We start from the raw sequence: 13,776 nt of genomic DNA, 5'->3' as shown, positions 1-13,776 counted from the left end.
TCTTAAAAGCCGATGGTGTTCCCAAATTTGAGTATATAGCATCTGCTTGGGTAAAATTGCGATCTGCTAAAGCCATTCCCTATGACTTTTGATAAAAAAAAACGTTGATAATTGTCAATGGTTTTTACCGCAAATTCGCTGTATGAACCGTTTGGCAAAGCCGATGCGACCCATTGCCAGGCATTCTGGAATCACCTATATTTATCGCATCGCCTGCAAGCTGCAAACCCAAGATTTTCATCAGATGCCAAACCAATTACTCCACTATATTTCCGATTATTCGGGTCAATCGCTAAGCGCTGCCGAAGCAGCTTTGATAAAGTCGATGTTCCAGGTAAAGAAAATGCGCAAGCGGCAGTTTTTTTTGCAGGCCGGAGACGAATGCACTGATGTCGCTTTCATCGTCAAAGGTGCGATGCGGCAATACAGGACAAGCGAGAAGGGAACGAAAAGCATCGTACAATTGGGCATCGAGAATTGGTGGGTAGGCGATAGGTCCAGTTTTTCGTTGGCACAACCTTCCATTTACAACATCGACGCCTGGGAACATACGGAGTTGAACGTAATCAGCAGGAAAGGGGTGCTGCAACTAATCGAGAATTCACCGGCTTTTGCCAAAATGGTCCGCGTCATGGACGAGCGTCATGCGGGCGCGACCCAGGAAAGGATCAGTGGCTACAATCTCCTTACGGCCGATCAGCGCTATGCGTCTTTCTCCGAAAGATACCCGGAACTCGCCAGCCGCTTTCCGCTGCATGTGATCGCTTCGTATCTGGGCATGACAAAAGAAACCCTGAGCCGGATTCGCGCCGCTTCAAAAACAGGAAAGTGACCGCGCGCAAAGTGCAGAAGATAAAATTTGTGAGGCAGAAAGCGTTTTCTTGTGATTTTTTCAGCAAAGCGACCGTCTGCGGATGCGGCTAAGCGTTTCCTTGGTGATGCCCAAAAAAGAGGCAACCATGCGAAGGGGAAAGCGATTGGCGAGTTGAGGGGAAGTTTGCAGAAAATCCTCGTAACGCTTTTCGGCGCTTGCCCCAATTTGGCTCTGCAGACGGCGTTGTGCGGCGATGCAGTGGTTTTCATCAAGTTTGATCCGCATTTCCACGAAAGCGGGAATGGCCATAAGGCGAGGGAAATTTTCCTTGTGGATGAGCAACAGATCGCAGTCTTCCCAAGCTTCGACATTATAAATGGACGGCGTTTCGCGAAAGTAGCTGTCACGGTCGCCGGCAAACCAATTCTCGATCTGGAGGCCGATGGTGATCTCGTTGCCTTTTTCATCAACCGAATATTGGCAAACCGCGCCTTTCAGGATAAAGCCCATGCACCTGCAAACATCTCCCTGATGCAGCAAATAGTGGCCTTTTTGATAATGTCGCGATACGAAAACCGCGCAGATTTCGGCGACCTGAGTTTCGGTCAGCGGCGTGACCGAGTGGTTTTCTATATAAGTGAGGAGTGCTTCGTGCATTTACCTTAAAAGTAGGGCATTTTTCGGTAGTAAAAACGTATGGTCTTCGCGAACGTCTTTTTGTGTGGAACTTTAGGTCAAGATAAACTTTGAGGCGATGTTGACCATTGTATATCCGTAAAAATATAGTTTTCTGATCGCCATCTTAAAATCGAAACGACAGCACCGATCCCACAAAAAATCCGTCCTTGTGATTTTGCACCGATTCGTCAATAAATGCGCCCGTTTGAAAATACTGCAAGCCCAGTCCTAGATTCACGAAGTCGTTGAAGCGGAAAGAAGCAGTGGTGATATAGGATGTTCCGATGTAGCGCCGATCGGAGCCCGCACCGGACAGATTGAGCATTCCGCCGGGCGTGTAAACACCGTCGTGTATAGATTGCCGCCATCCGAAGAGCGCCTCCAGACTCATACTCAGCCGCGGGCTGAAATTGCAGCTGAAATTTGGGTGTATCGATACCAGATTCGCCGGTCCGAGCTGTGGATTCATTCCGAAATAACCGCCGTTTGGATACAAGGCATTGAAAGTTTGCAGGTTGCCGTCGTCGCGCCGCTTGTCTCCGGAAATGATGTCGTTGCGCAGCTTGAAGGCAGGTTTTCCCCATAGTCTGTCGAACTGATAGCCGATTTCCGACGAAACGCCAAAAGCGCTGATTTGTCCGTTGCCGAATTTCCCCGATTGGTAGCCCGCTTCAAAATTGTAGGTAAATCCTTTGCCTTTTCGCCAGAGCCTTGCCCCGAAGGTATGCCGTATTTCTTTTGCCGTGCCTTCATCGAAAAAAGGTGTGTCGCGCGAGATCCCTAAATAATAAACATCGAGATTCGTGCTGCTGCCGACGGCTTGCGTGCCATAAACGCCCCATAAATTGGCTTTTCGCGTCGCGGAATTGTCGAAAAGTCCTTTCCGGACCGCGGGACTTGCCATGACAAAAGCGTCGAGTTTGAGCTTGGCGGATGCGAAGGCAATCTTGGCGCCATCGAAATACAATCTCAGGTTCGGTCCGTCGCGAACGTCGAGTATACGGCCGCTGCCATACTGGAGTTCCTGTCTGCCCAGGCGTACGGTCAATGTGTTTGCAGAATCCTTATAAGGTATGATATCCAAAAAAAGGTTCTGGACGTTGAGTCGGTCTTCGTCTATAGGACGCGGGCCCATTTTTCGACCGTCCTCGAGACCGCTTCTCAGTTGCACAAACAATCGGGATCTGGTTCCAAAATGGATATCGGTGTGAAGTTGGTAACGCTGCAACACATAGGTTTGGGCACCCGCGCCAAAACGTCCCCAATCCTCGTTGTGTGAATTGTCGACTTCCTGTCTTATTTCTCCTCCAAAAGAAAGATAATGCAGCCCATTTTGGGACAACCTGAAATATTTGATCTTTTCGTATGGTGTTCGGCTGCTGTCTTTCAAATGAGTATAATCCTCATCGAAGCGCATAAGTTTGAAGTTTTGGGCGTTGAGGTTGCGTTGCGATACGAGTAACAGCGATAGCATGAAAGTATATTTTACCGCAGTTGCAGCTTCTCGACAAGTCATTCGGCACAAACCGATGTTTGCGCTGTAGCTGCCAAAATGTACAAGGTTTTTTCCAAGGTGAAACAAGAGTTTGGTCATAGTACGATTATAGCGGAAACCTGCACAAAATTGCAGCTTAACCCACGCCTGAAAAATGACATTTGGTAAATAATTGCTTTGACATTTGTCAATAGCGAAAGTTTACGCGATTCCTACATTTGCTTGCGTTGGAGCCGAAGGTCGGTTGCCATTTAAACAATCAAAAACCATATCATGGAACTCGAAAAATTACAGAAAACACATGTGGCGGCATGGAATGAAAAAGACCGTGCGAAACGCGATGCACTTTTGGAAAGTATTTACGCGAAAGACATCAAGATGTACGACAAGGATTTCATTCTGAACGGAACTGCGGAAATTTCCGACTTCATCCAAAAACTGCAAGGCGATCCGGAATTCCTGTTTTCATCTGACGCAAACGCAGAACAACTGCAAGACAGCGTACGGCTTTATGGTCACATCCGCACCAGCGAAGGAATGCTCAAAAGTATGGATTTCTTTATTTTGGAAAGTGGCAAAGCCAAGCACTATTACGCGTTCATGAGTCCGGAATAAGGACGACGATGCGACTGGATTGTTCCGATGCCTGTCGCGTCGGGACTTTCAGTTTTTCAGCTCGGCATCCGGACGCAATTCAGTGGCAAGCAAATTTTTGAGGTCTTTGAGACTGTTGGGCTTGAGGTGATATTGCACGTCGTAGCGATCGAGCAATTCCCTGAAAAAATAAGGCACTTCTGTACCCGAAATGATGTGCACGGTAACTTTCGACATGTCTATTTTTTCCGAAAGGCTTTTGAGAAATTGCGGAGCCGTGGTTCCCGGAATCCAGAAGTCCATATAGATCAGGTCAGGCTGCGTGTGCGCCAAAGCCTTGAGTGCGGCCTCGAACGTCCCGAAAGAATGAAAATCCTTGCTGCCGAAACTTTCCAATGCTTCCTCGAAAAAAAGCCTGTCGTCCTGGTCGTCGTCCACGTGGAAAACGATTTTTTCCTTCTTCATGATGTTCCGCTAAATAGAGTCGCCCTAAGATACGACAGCAGACGTGAAACAGATTTCGACATTGCCTAAATTTTTGCAAAATTTCAATTCCGGTCAAATTTGTCAATTGCGTTGCCGATTTCCCTCGCGACAAGAAGCTTTATAATCTCAATCGGAACATCGAAAGCTCCGGATTTTCGGGCGCGGAATCACCCGATTTTTTGAAACCCAATCTCTCAAGAACCACGATAGATGGCAGATTGTCCTGGTGCGTCACGGCCTCGATCGACTTCATTTCAAGAACCTCGGCCGCATAATCCACGACCTTTTTGGCGGCTTCGGTCGTGATGCCCTGGCGTTGGTGATCGCGCAGGAGTTCGTACCCGATTTCACATTTGTCCGCATCGGACGCAAAGTCGAACAGGCAAATCGTGCCTATCAGTTTATCGCATCCGGTTTGGGTGATTGCCCAATACAAAAGGTCGTTGGCGTTTTTAGCCTGTATTCCGTCGATGAAATGCAGCGCTTCTTGTAGCGTTTCGTGCGGTTTCCTGTCGAGGAACTTGTTTATTTCGACGTCCGACCGCAATTGCAGGATTTCTTCGGAATCATTTTTCGACAGTTTCCGAAGCGTCAGTCGTTCGGTGGTCAGTATCGGGAAAGTTTGGACAATGCTTTTCACTTTTCAGGTGTTTTTCAGATGGTTGATTCGCGTTTTACTCCAGATCGTGACGAAGTTATGGAAAGATTCGCGAATTCGCGGTCGCAAAGCCAGTTCGGAAACCGCGAAAAATCAGATCAAGATCCCGAAGCTGGCCAAAGGGTAAGCATGCACTATTTAACACACATTTACTTTAGATTTGCAGGATGCGTCCGCCATTGGTATTTTTCGTTTTTTTCCACCTTTTCCTTTCTGGCCAAATCGCGGCCCAAAAGAATTCCGATCCGGATGCGCTGATCGCAAAGGCAAATGAATTCGTATCGAGCGACCCCGAAAAAGCGATCAAGATAGGCGAACACCTTTCAAAAACTATTTCGCTCGACCGACAGCGGTGCGATGTGGCTTTGTTCCTGGCAAAAAGCTGGTGCAACAAAGGACAGTTCGGCAACTCGCTGACTTCGGCATTTGAGGCAAAGAAACTTGCTGAGGCGAACGGGCTTAAGGAACAATTGTCAGATGCCGAAATCACCATAGCCTCGAATCTTCGGACGCTGCAACTCGATGACCAAAGTGTCCGCTATCTCGAAATGGCCGGCGACGATTTGGACGCTTCGGAAAAATCTGCCGCAAACAAACGACTGCTATTGGCTTACAACAACCAAAAAGCCTTGATTGCAAAGGAAAGAGGCGATTTTGAATCGGCATTGGTCTCACTTTCCAAATCCCGCGAAATTGGCGCGAAGTTTCCGGCGCAAAACCGCAACGAACTATCGGATGCGTTTTTTATTGGCGCACAAATCCATCTGGCGCGCAAACAGTACGATTCGGCTATCTCGAGTTTCTCGAAAAGCTTGACAACGTTGCCAAAAAACGGCAATGGTTCGGTTCAATATCTGCTTGTCGCGAATCAATTGGCATCGGTCTATTTTCAACAAAAACAACACCGGCAAGCCATCGATTTGTTGCTCAAAGCCGCGACGGTCGCCGACAAAATCGGGAACGTCCGTTTGCAGGAATCGGTAAACAGGCAATTGGCTTTCAATTATCTGGCGCTCGGAAATCAGGCAAAATACCGGTTTTACAACAAGCTGTATCAGCGTTTCGACGATTTGGCCGATACCTCGGAAAGCGAAGCCACGAACGTCGCCTTCAACCTGATAAGCGTCGATCTGGAAGCTGCCAATGCGTCTCGAAAGGCTGAATATGCGCGCTATTTTTATATGGCACTTTCGGCTGTTGTCGTGGCGTTGGCTTATTTTGCGTTTGTATTTTTCAGAAATAAAGCCCGTATTAGCCGTTTTTGCGAAATTCACGACTATCTGTCGCTGGATAAAAAACCAATCGATGAGGTCGCCGATGCAAACAAAAAAGAGCAGCCAAAACAACTTTCGATTCCAGCGGAAACCGAACAGAACCTGCTGGCCAAGCTCAGGAAATTCGAGTCCTCGAGCCGCTTCACGAGCAAGGAAATGTCGCTTGCGGTGCTTGCCGGACAATTCGATACGAACACCAAATACCTGTCGGAAATCATAAACAAGCACAGAGGCGACAATTTCAACACTTACATCAACAAGTTGCGCATCGCCTATATCGCCGACAAGATCAAAGGCGATCCGAAATACCGCAATTACAAGATCAAATACCTCGCCGACGAAAGCGGATTCTCCTCACACAGCAGTTTTGCCACGACTTTCAAAGCCATCGTCGGCATTTCGCCCACGGCCTTCATCGAGTTCGCGGGAGACGAAACTTTAAAGCCGAAAAAGACATGAGGAAAGCGATTTTTGGGATTTTTTGCAAAACCATTTTGCTGCTGTTTTTGTCGGTGGCGGGCTTGCACGCGCAATCGGGTGCGGTCGACAGCCTTTTCAAACAGGGCGCGTCGGAAATTTACGAGCATCCGGACAAGGCGATCCAAATCGGCAAGCGCATCGCCTCATCCGAAAACGCAAACATGCGCACGACCATCAAAGCTCTGGTCATGATCTCTGACGGCTATTCCTCAAAACGCGATTACAGGAAAGCGGTTGCCTATCTTATCGAGGCGCAGCATCTTTCGGACAAACTTGACGATCCGATCATCAGGATCCGGATTCTGACCAAGGCTGCCGTGCAATATCAGCAACTTCGCATTTACGACAAAGCCATCCGATTTCTGGACGAAGCGCGCGTTTTGAGTATGGCGTATCCGATAAAAGATTCGATCCAGCCGTTCCTGGGAACCAATTATACGATTCGCGGTTTTATCTACAAAGAACAACTGGATTGCGGAATCGCCATAGAATACTTCGACAAGGGAATCGCCGAATACAGCAAGATCAAAACGAATTTCCGCAATGCCAACCTGAGTATCATCAGCTACAACAAAGGCAATTGCTATATTTTGCTTTCGGATAATAAACTGGCCCGGAAGTGTTTCGACGAAGCCATCGCTTACGCCAAAATGATCGATGCCAAAAGTTTGCAGGCGTTCGCACAAAAAGGGCTTGCCGAAGTTTACGCGCTTGAGGGAAATTACAGCGCTGCGATTTCGGAACTGACCAAAGCCGAGAAGCTCGCTGCCAATGTTGGCGACCTTGTGCTGAATCAGGGACTGTATCGCGGACTCGCCGAAAATTACCTCGCGATCGACAACTGGGAAAAGTACCAGAGCTACCAGAACCTATATTTGATGACGCAGAACAAAATCGTCGAATCGGAACGCAAGTCGGTGGGCATTTCGCTTAAGGAACAACAGAAGCTTCTTGACGAGGATGCCGAAACCTCAAAGCGGAATCATCTACTTCTTACCGCAAGTCTTTTGGTTATACTCGCACTTGTGATTTTTCTGATTTTCAGAAACGAAAGCCGCACCGGAAGATCCATCAAAACACTCAAAACGGCTATCCAAAAACTTAAATAACGCGCCTTGCCCTGCATCGTGACGCTTTCGGAAAGGTGAACTTCAAGTTGCTGTGATCGTGTGGTTTGCGAGCTAAAAAAGCTTTCGTATTTCGTGAATTCGCAAAGCCATTCGCTTTATATCGGAAGGCTTTGTGAGTACATTGCGTAAAAAACGAAACAGATGAAATTGAATTTTACTCCTGGCAGGATCAAAGCCCTGGCGATTGCCGCGTTCGCGCTTCAAAGCGGATTGGCTTTCGCACAGATCGAATACCGAAAACTCGACGGATTCGGCAATGCATTGCTCGATATAAACGATTCGGGAAAGGCGATCAAAAAACAGGGCGTGTACGATTTTGCGACCGATGCGACCCAACCTATTGACGCCGAAGCGATCTCGCTCGCGGGCATCAACAACAACGGCGATCTGATCGGTTTGCTGCCGTGGATCGTCGACGGAGAAACCTATCTGCAAGCGGGTTTCAAGAAAAACGGGGTTTGGACGCCAATCGGCTATCTTGCGGGTGCGACTGTTGACGCTTCGGTAGTGTTGGGCCAAATCTCCGAAAACGGAAATTACATCACAGGCCAAATGACCTCGACCTGTTGCGACCAACAAGCGTTTTTGTATCACGTGGCGACGTCCAATCTCGAAAGGATCGCAACTGCCGAAACGCATTTTTCTGCGGGTTATTCGGTCAACGACTCGGGAATAATCGGCGGTTGGTATGACACCGAACCCGCCGGAGGCACTTTGCGCGTCCCGGCTTACATGACGACAGGCTCGATCACGACCAACGTACCGGACGAATTGCCGCAATTTCAGAACATCAACCAGGTTTCGGCCGTGACAAACGGGAACCTTATGGTGGGCGACCGCGACGGCGTGCCTTTCATTTTCGATCAAACCACGGGAACATTTACCGCATTCGAGGTTCCGGCGGGCTATTTCAACGCCACTTTTACGAGCGTTTCCGAAAACGGGATCGCGGTAGGCTATTGTCAGGCGGGATTTACGCGAGATGCTATCGTGTATCATCCTTCGCTTGGTCCACAACCGATATTGATCGCCGAAATCCTCGCGGCCAACGGCATCGAGATCACGTCATTTGACGGAAAACTGGGAACGGCCATCTCGATTTCGCCTAACGGAAATTACGTTTCGGGTTGGGAAAACGGGAACATCAATGCTGCTGATGGATGGGCGATCTATTTCGACGACCTTTTGTTGGGCAGCTGTTACATCGTTTGTCCGCAAGATATCGTGCTTGTCAGTCTTGACGGTCCTACGGTTGGCAACTACACTTTGAATTTCAATTGTTCCGACAATCCCGATGCGACAATCGTTTTGGTTTCGGGTCCGGCGTCCGGCTCGCTGTTTCCTTACGGTACGACAGAAGTTGTCCACAACCTTGTAGCTGCCGACGGAACGGTGTTGAACACTTGCAGTTTCACGGTCACGGTAAACGATTTCTATTGTATTCCGACTTTCGAAAGCGGGGAGGCGATCACTTTGGTGAGCGTTGCGGGCATCGTTAATGCATCCGCTGCCGATTCTACCGAAGCTTACGAAGATTTTACGGCCATTTCGGGCACGGTAAACATCGGATCGACCTATATCGCGACTTTCGAAGGCAACACGGGAGGCGAATGGACAGACTTTTTCACGGTCTACGCCGATTGGAACCAGGACGGGAATTTTTCTGAGGAAGAGCGCACCGACATCGGGACAATCAGCAATTCAAACGGAAACGACGGGGTTCAGATAAGCGGCGAGTTGATCGTGCCAGCGGATGCGTTGACGGGAACAACCACATTGCGCGTGATCAAGACTTTCGATGCTCCGGCCGAAAATGCTTGTAATCCGGGTTCTGATTACGGACAGGTCGAGGATTACACTTTGAACGTCGAGCCTGCGTTGGGAACTGGAGATTTCACTGATGCGCAGTTCAACTTCTATCCGAATCCGGTAAAGAACATTTTGCACATCTCACACACAACTTCGGTCAAGACGGTGACGGTTTTCAACATGCTTGGGCAGAAGTTATTGTCACAAGATGCGGGTAGCACATCGGTTGAAATCGATCTTTCGGCTTTGCCATCAGGACATTATTTGGTGAAAGCGACCTCGGACAACGCCGTGCGCACCTTCAAGATCGCAAAAAATTGAGCGTAATTATTTGAGTAGTGAGGCCGCTCGGAACTACTGGGCGGCTTTTTTTATTGCAACGAAATCAACGTGGAATTGTCAGTTTCTGGAAAAAGATCCGAAACCCTTTCGCAACATCTTGTCGAGTTCGTCCATGCCTTTGCCCAATGATGCGCGTCGCCAATCTTCGTAATCGCAAACGAAATAAGCGTCCGAATGGCGGTTGAGCAGAAATTCGACATTCTCGCAAAGATTCTCTAGTTGTTGCAACTCGATGAATTTCTTTTGGTCGGGCACCGAAATCAGGATGCGATCCCATTTGAAACATTCGCCTTCCTTGTAATCGGCTGGCTTAAGGCCGATGTACTCGAACACCGCACGAATTTTTGCCTCGTCCAATTCGCATTTTTTTTGGTTGAAGGCTTCGAGTTTATTGACTAACATAGTGTAAGAGGAATCGCTCATTTCAGATTTTGTTAGGAGATTTAGTCTTTAAGGTAAAAAATTCTCCCCGGTTTTGGAAAAATCAGGCGGAAAAATTTAAAAGGTGTCAAACACTCGCTACCACAAGTACAAATCGGTATAACGATTAAAAAAAATGATGTAAGCGATAGCATCCCGCAAACTGTAATTTTGCAGAAAACACTACGAATGAAATCTTTTATAATGCGCCTGTCAATCTCGATCCTAACAATAACGGTACTTGCCACAGTTTCGTTGCTTATTGTTGTCGTTCTGGGCTGAACTATTTGTCTTTGTTGTACTTACATGCCCAAAAAGGCGTCCGCGTTCAAAAAGGGCGTAACTTCGATTATTCAAATAAAACATATTGACAAACACGAACCTTGAACTCGACGGGATCCAAACGGCTTTCGAAAATATTCTTCACGGAAGCAAAAACTCTTACGAATCACACGAGGCCTTGCACAGGACTTTCAGTAATTTCACGGGACAGAATCTGTTGGTGCTCCAAAGTTATGTGACGCTGCCCAAAACCTATCATTTCACCAAATCGTCTTTTTTGACAAAATCGCTCAGCCCGATGGCTTTTACGTCAGATCAGATCATCTACAGCATTTGGTTCGTGCCCGCGAAAGATTCAAAGGAAGCGCTACAGATCCTCAATGATTTGCGTTTGCATCCCGAATATGAATTCCATTTTTGACAGCTCAATATCTGGCTTCGATTACGCTTTGGGCAAGTGCCCGTTGTATTTCATTTGCGACTTCTGCCGGCAACAAACGCTGGTAATGTTTGGCCACCGACGAAAAATACCACTCGCATCCCAGACAGTCGCCTACCGAAAAAGAGTAAGTGTAATAGGTGGCCAACTCGAAATATTCCAATTCAAAATCGGCTAATTTCTTGCCGTGTTCCGCCCGGATTTGTTTTAGCTTAAGACTCATACTTTCCCTCACGATCTTCTGCTCACGTATAAATCTCTCCATTGCTGCAAAGGAAAGCAATAGAGTTCGCAATCGGCGACTATTTTAGGGCTAAATGTGATAAACAGATGTTAAACTTGCGAAGTGCCCGACGAAGCCGAAATGCGACAAAGCCAACTATTTCGATATAACTAATTTTTGTCCGAACCAAATTCGGATAAGTTCGCGGTTCGCATTACGTGCCGGGATTTCCGGTTTTGAGATCCTTGTCGGATGGAATGGCCGAAAGCACGATCGCGCCTGCCACGATAAGGACGTTTTTGATGATGTATTGTCCTTCAAACGTCGGCATCAGAAACGCTTTCCAGGTTTCGGACGGAAAAAGGAGCAAAGGCGCAGCAGTTCCTATCAGATGCAAGACCAGCAAGATCAGAAATGGCTTGAGCCATCGTTTTACCAACAAACCGATTCCGATCACGCACTCAAGCACGGCCACGAAATACAGGCAACTAACGCCTTTGAGATATCCGAAAGTCAATTTTTCGAGTGTCCTTATCGCCAGTGAATCCGAAACACCCGATGGGCCGAGGAATTTCAAAATCCCAAACCACAATAGCACCGCGCATATCGAATACCGCAAAACCTCAAGCCGCCAATCTGTTTTATTTGCCTTGTTTTCCATAGTTTCGGTGAACGTGTTGTGTCGGTGAATTTTCATCCATCGGCAATTGATAAATCATTTTGAACCATCAGATCAGTCGTGCGTGGCGATCTTGTTTATCATGCCTCCAAAAATAAAATAGTGGAACGGCAACATCGCCAACCAATAAAGCCGACCCATCAAACCCAGCGGCCTGAAAGTGGCGGTTTGGTAAACCGTATCTCCTTTGATCTTGAATTCCAGCCAGGCTTCTCCCGGAATGCGCATCTCGGCGTAGAGCAAAAGGCGGTTTCGGTCTTTGTCCACGTGGATCACGCGCCAAAAATCGAGCGTGTCTCCAGCCGCCACCGAACCTGCGTTCTTGCGTCCGCGATTCAGCCCGACACCACCGAACATCTTGTCGAGAAAACCCCTGAAACTCCAAAGCCAGTTCGCGTAATACCAACCGTGAGCGCCTCCAATCGAGAAGATCTTTCTCGAAGCCTCGGCCGCATCTTCGGTCTTTCTCGTTTTCTTGTCGGTGTAAACGCCAAATTGTGGCACTTTGAGCAACTTGGCCACGGTTTTTTTGGAATACCTTCCGCCGTGCGCATCCTTCCAGCTCGAAAGCACCATGTTCTGTTCGATTTTGTCGAAAGCCATCCGGATCGCTTTTTCGTACGGAATGAGCGAAATCCCGAGGCGTTCGGCCAGGTCGTTTGGTTTTGCCACAACGTCTACTTTCATGCTTTCAACGAGATTGCGCGCCAGATCGTAAGAAGTCGAAGTCACAAAATACAGCCAAAACGAGGAAAGCTTCGGAGTCATTACGGGCAAGAGCAAAATCCTCCGCTTGAGTCCGCGTACGCGCGCAAATTCCAAAAGCATCTGTTTGTAATTCAGGATGTCCGGCCCGTAGATGTCGTAGTGTTTGTCGAATGTGAACTCTTCGAGCAAAACCTTGCTGAGAAATTGTATGACGTTGCGGATCGCGATGGGCTGGCATTTTGTCTTCAGCCATCTCGGGGCGACCATGACTGGCAGTTTTTCGGTCAGATCGCGGATGATCTCGAACGAAGCGCTGCCCGATCCCACGATGATTCCGGCGCGAAGAACGGTCGCGGGTATTTTTCCGCCAAATAAAATGTCCTCCACTTTCTTTCTTGAGGTCAGATGTTTCGACAACTGTTCCGAATTCACGATTCCGCTAAGGTAAATGACCTGACGGGCGTTGGTTCGCGACAAGGCAGTGGCGAAATTGCGCGCCGATTCTTCCTCGATCTTGCCGAAATCGGCGGTATTTCCCATGGAATGCACCAAATAATAGGCGGCGTCGATGTCCACAGGAATTTGCTCCAGCGATGCGGCGTCGGTGAGATCGACTTCAAGTACTTTCAGGTTCGAGCGCTTCCCGAAACGCGTCGCGTCGAAACCCGATACATTGCGCACGCAGCAGTAAACTTCGTGTCCCAATTCCAAAAGGGTCGGCAGTAGTCTTTGTCCTATGTAACCTGTTGCGCCGGTCAGCAAGATTTTCATGTCGTGAAATTTTACTTCAAGGTATCTCAAACTTGACGAAACACATCGGCTTTTGGCAATGTATTAGGAGTGTGTTTTTTACGGAACTGACAATCGGCCCATAAAATTGAAAATGTGGGAATTTTGCAATAGGCGATGTAACGGATTCGCGACGTCAGATAGTAATTTTGCCAACTCTTCATCCGAAAAAAAAATGAGAAACAGGCTCAACCACAACCGTCCCGATACTTTCGCCGTCTACTTTGGTTTTGCGATCGTTTTGCTTATCGGATGGTGTCTGTTGGCGATCCTCGAAGATTTTCCGAAATAACGCCCGTGGTCTTTCGCATCGGACAACGAATAAAATCCGCGAAATCCGTGAGAATCTGTTAAAATCGGCGTTCCAAATTATTTCCATCCGATAAAAAGGTCTCGATTTCGAACGGTTTGGAAACTTCTTTTCTGTAACGACTCTAAATAGCGCGACGCCCCAAACCATTAACATTCCCTTACCA

The 13,776-nt window shown here is 48.0% G+C and carries 14 protein-coding genes; 6 read left to right on the top strand and 8 right to left on the bottom strand.

Going from position 1 to position 13,776, the window contains the following annotated elements:
* The first annotated feature begins 142 nt into the window (after window positions 1-142).
* The gene (locus tag EOO49_RS05385; RefSeq protein WP_290843488.1) at window positions 143-832 is read left to right on the top strand and encodes a Crp/Fnr family transcriptional regulator; all 690 of its coding nucleotides are present in this window, start codon (window positions 143-145) and stop codon (window positions 830-832) included.
* A 60-nt stretch (window positions 833-892) separates the two neighbouring features.
* Here the strand turns inward: EOO49_RS05385 and EOO49_RS05380 are convergent, their stop codons facing one another.
* Window positions 893-1,471 carry a Crp/Fnr family transcriptional regulator gene (locus EOO49_RS05380; RefSeq protein WP_290843486.1) on the bottom strand — a complete coding sequence of 193 codons (579 nt, stop codon included), beginning with the start codon at window positions 1,469-1,471 and terminating at the stop codon, window positions 893-895.
* 145 nt (window positions 1,472-1,616) lie between these two features.
* Complete coding sequence (locus EOO49_RS05375; RefSeq protein WP_290843484.1) at window positions 1,617-2,966, bottom strand: alginate export family protein; 1,350 nt, start codon at window positions 2,964-2,966, stop codon at window positions 1,617-1,619.
* 294 nt (window positions 2,967-3,260) lie between these two features.
* Between EOO49_RS05375 and EOO49_RS05370 the strand changes: the two genes are divergently transcribed.
* On the top strand, window positions 3,261-3,602 hold the full coding sequence (locus EOO49_RS05370; RefSeq protein ID WP_290843482.1) for a nuclear transport factor 2 family protein: 342 nt from the start codon (window positions 3,261-3,263) through the stop codon (window positions 3,600-3,602).
* Window positions 3,603-3,650: 48 nt separating this feature from the next.
* On the opposite strand, the gene EOO49_RS05365 is transcribed toward EOO49_RS05370, so the two are convergent.
* On the bottom strand, window positions 3,651-4,046 hold the full coding sequence (locus EOO49_RS05365; protein ID WP_290843480.1) for a response regulator: 396 nt from the start codon (window positions 4,044-4,046) through the stop codon (window positions 3,651-3,653).
* 139 nt (window positions 4,047-4,185) lie between these two features.
* Window positions 4,186-4,707 carry a GNAT family N-acetyltransferase gene (locus EOO49_RS05360; protein WP_290843478.1) on the bottom strand — a complete coding sequence of 174 codons (522 nt, stop codon included), beginning with the start codon at window positions 4,705-4,707 and terminating at the stop codon, window positions 4,186-4,188.
* A 185-nt stretch (window positions 4,708-4,892) separates the two neighbouring features.
* On the opposite strand from EOO49_RS05360, the gene EOO49_RS05355 reads away from it, so the two are divergent.
* The 3 genes from EOO49_RS05355 (at window position 4,893) to EOO49_RS05345 (ending at window position 9,739) form a co-directional block, all read left to right on the top strand.
* Entirely contained in the window at window positions 4,893-6,458 is a 1,566-nt protein-coding gene (locus EOO49_RS05355; protein WP_290843476.1) for a helix-turn-helix domain-containing protein, read from the top strand.
* The gene (locus EOO49_RS05350; protein WP_290843474.1) at window positions 6,455-7,588 is read left to right on the top strand and encodes a tetratricopeptide repeat protein; all 1,134 of its coding nucleotides are present in this window, start codon (window positions 6,455-6,457) and stop codon (window positions 7,586-7,588) included. Before EOO49_RS05355 ends, EOO49_RS05350 begins: the two co-directional genes overlap by 4 nt.
* A gap of 162 nt (window positions 7,589-7,750) precedes the next feature.
* Complete coding sequence (locus tag EOO49_RS05345; RefSeq protein WP_290843472.1) at window positions 7,751-9,739, top strand: GEVED domain-containing protein; 1,989 nt, start codon at window positions 7,751-7,753, stop codon at window positions 9,737-9,739.
* 78 nt (window positions 9,740-9,817) lie between these two features.
* On the opposite strand, the gene EOO49_RS05340 is transcribed toward EOO49_RS05345, so the two are convergent.
* Window positions 9,818-10,183 carry a hypothetical protein gene (locus EOO49_RS05340; RefSeq protein ID WP_290843470.1) on the bottom strand — a complete coding sequence of 122 codons (366 nt, stop codon included), beginning with the start codon at window positions 10,181-10,183 and terminating at the stop codon, window positions 9,818-9,820.
* A 364-nt stretch (window positions 10,184-10,547) separates the two neighbouring features.
* Between EOO49_RS05340 and EOO49_RS05335 the strand changes: the two genes are divergently transcribed.
* Window positions 10,548-10,883: a hypothetical protein gene (locus tag EOO49_RS05335; RefSeq protein ID WP_290843468.1), complete on the top strand. Its 336-nt coding sequence runs from the start codon at window positions 10,548-10,550 to the stop codon at window positions 10,881-10,883.
* A gap of 4 nt (window positions 10,884-10,887) precedes the next feature.
* Here EOO49_RS05335 and EOO49_RS05330 read toward each other — a convergent pair whose 3' ends face one another.
* The 3 genes from EOO49_RS05330 to EOO49_RS05320 all read right to left on the bottom strand — a co-directional run bounded on the left by EOO49_RS05330 (window position 10,888) and on the right by EOO49_RS05320 (window position 13,282).
* Window positions 10,888-11,124: a hypothetical protein gene (locus EOO49_RS05330; RefSeq protein ID WP_290843466.1), complete on the bottom strand. Its 237-nt coding sequence runs from the start codon at window positions 11,122-11,124 to the stop codon at window positions 10,888-10,890.
* A gap of 214 nt (window positions 11,125-11,338) precedes the next feature.
* Entirely contained in the window at window positions 11,339-11,821 is a 483-nt protein-coding gene (locus tag EOO49_RS05325) for a hypothetical protein (RefSeq protein ID WP_290843464.1), read from the bottom strand.
* A gap of 36 nt (window positions 11,822-11,857) precedes the next feature.
* On the bottom strand, window positions 11,858-13,282 hold the full coding sequence (locus tag EOO49_RS05320; protein ID WP_290843462.1) for an SDR family oxidoreductase: 1,425 nt from the start codon (window positions 13,280-13,282) through the stop codon (window positions 11,858-11,860).
* Window positions 13,283-13,776 lie beyond the last annotated feature (494 nt).

It is taken from the genome of Flavobacterium sp., assembly GCF_004295795.1.
GTDB lineage: Bacteria > Bacteroidota > Bacteroidia > Flavobacteriales > Flavobacteriaceae > Flavobacterium.
Note: the sequence above shows the minus strand (reverse complement) of the source record. Positions and strands in the feature narration are given on the sequence as shown.

Coding starts and splice junctions, on each gene's coding strand:
- EOO49_RS05325 (WP_290843464.1), bottom strand. CDS start 11,821: ATGAAAATTCACCGACACAACACGTTCACCGAAACTATGGAAAACAAG.
- EOO49_RS05380 (WP_290843486.1), bottom strand. CDS start 1,471: ATGCACGAAGCACTCCTCACTTATATAGAAAACCACTCGGTCACGCCG.
- EOO49_RS05365 (WP_290843480.1), bottom strand. CDS start 4,046: ATGAAGAAGGAAAAAATCGTTTTCCACGTGGACGACGACCAGGACGAC.
- EOO49_RS05370 (WP_290843482.1), top strand. CDS start 3,261: ATGGAACTCGAAAAATTACAGAAAACACATGTGGCGGCATGGAATGAA.
- EOO49_RS05375 (WP_290843484.1), bottom strand. CDS start 2,966: ATGCTATCGCTGTTACTCGTATCGCAACGCAACCTCAACGCCCAAAAC.
- EOO49_RS05345 (WP_290843472.1), top strand. CDS start 7,751: ATGAAATTGAATTTTACTCCTGGCAGGATCAAAGCCCTGGCGATTGCC.
- EOO49_RS05350 (WP_290843474.1), top strand. CDS start 6,455: ATGAGGAAAGCGATTTTTGGGATTTTTTGCAAAACCATTTTGCTGCTG.
- EOO49_RS05330 (WP_290843466.1), bottom strand. CDS start 11,124: ATGAGTCTTAAGCTAAAACAAATCCGGGCGGAACACGGCAAGAAATTA.
- EOO49_RS05320 (WP_290843462.1), bottom strand. CDS start 13,282: ATGAAAATCTTGCTGACCGGCGCAACAGGTTACATAGGACAAAGACTA.
- EOO49_RS05340 (WP_290843470.1), bottom strand. CDS start 10,183: ATGAGCGATTCCTCTTACACTATGTTAGTCAATAAACTCGAAGCCTTC.
- EOO49_RS05355 (WP_290843476.1), top strand. CDS start 4,893: ATGCGTCCGCCATTGGTATTTTTCGTTTTTTTCCACCTTTTCCTTTCT.
- EOO49_RS05385 (WP_290843488.1), top strand. CDS start 143: ATGAACCGTTTGGCAAAGCCGATGCGACCCATTGCCAGGCATTCTGGA.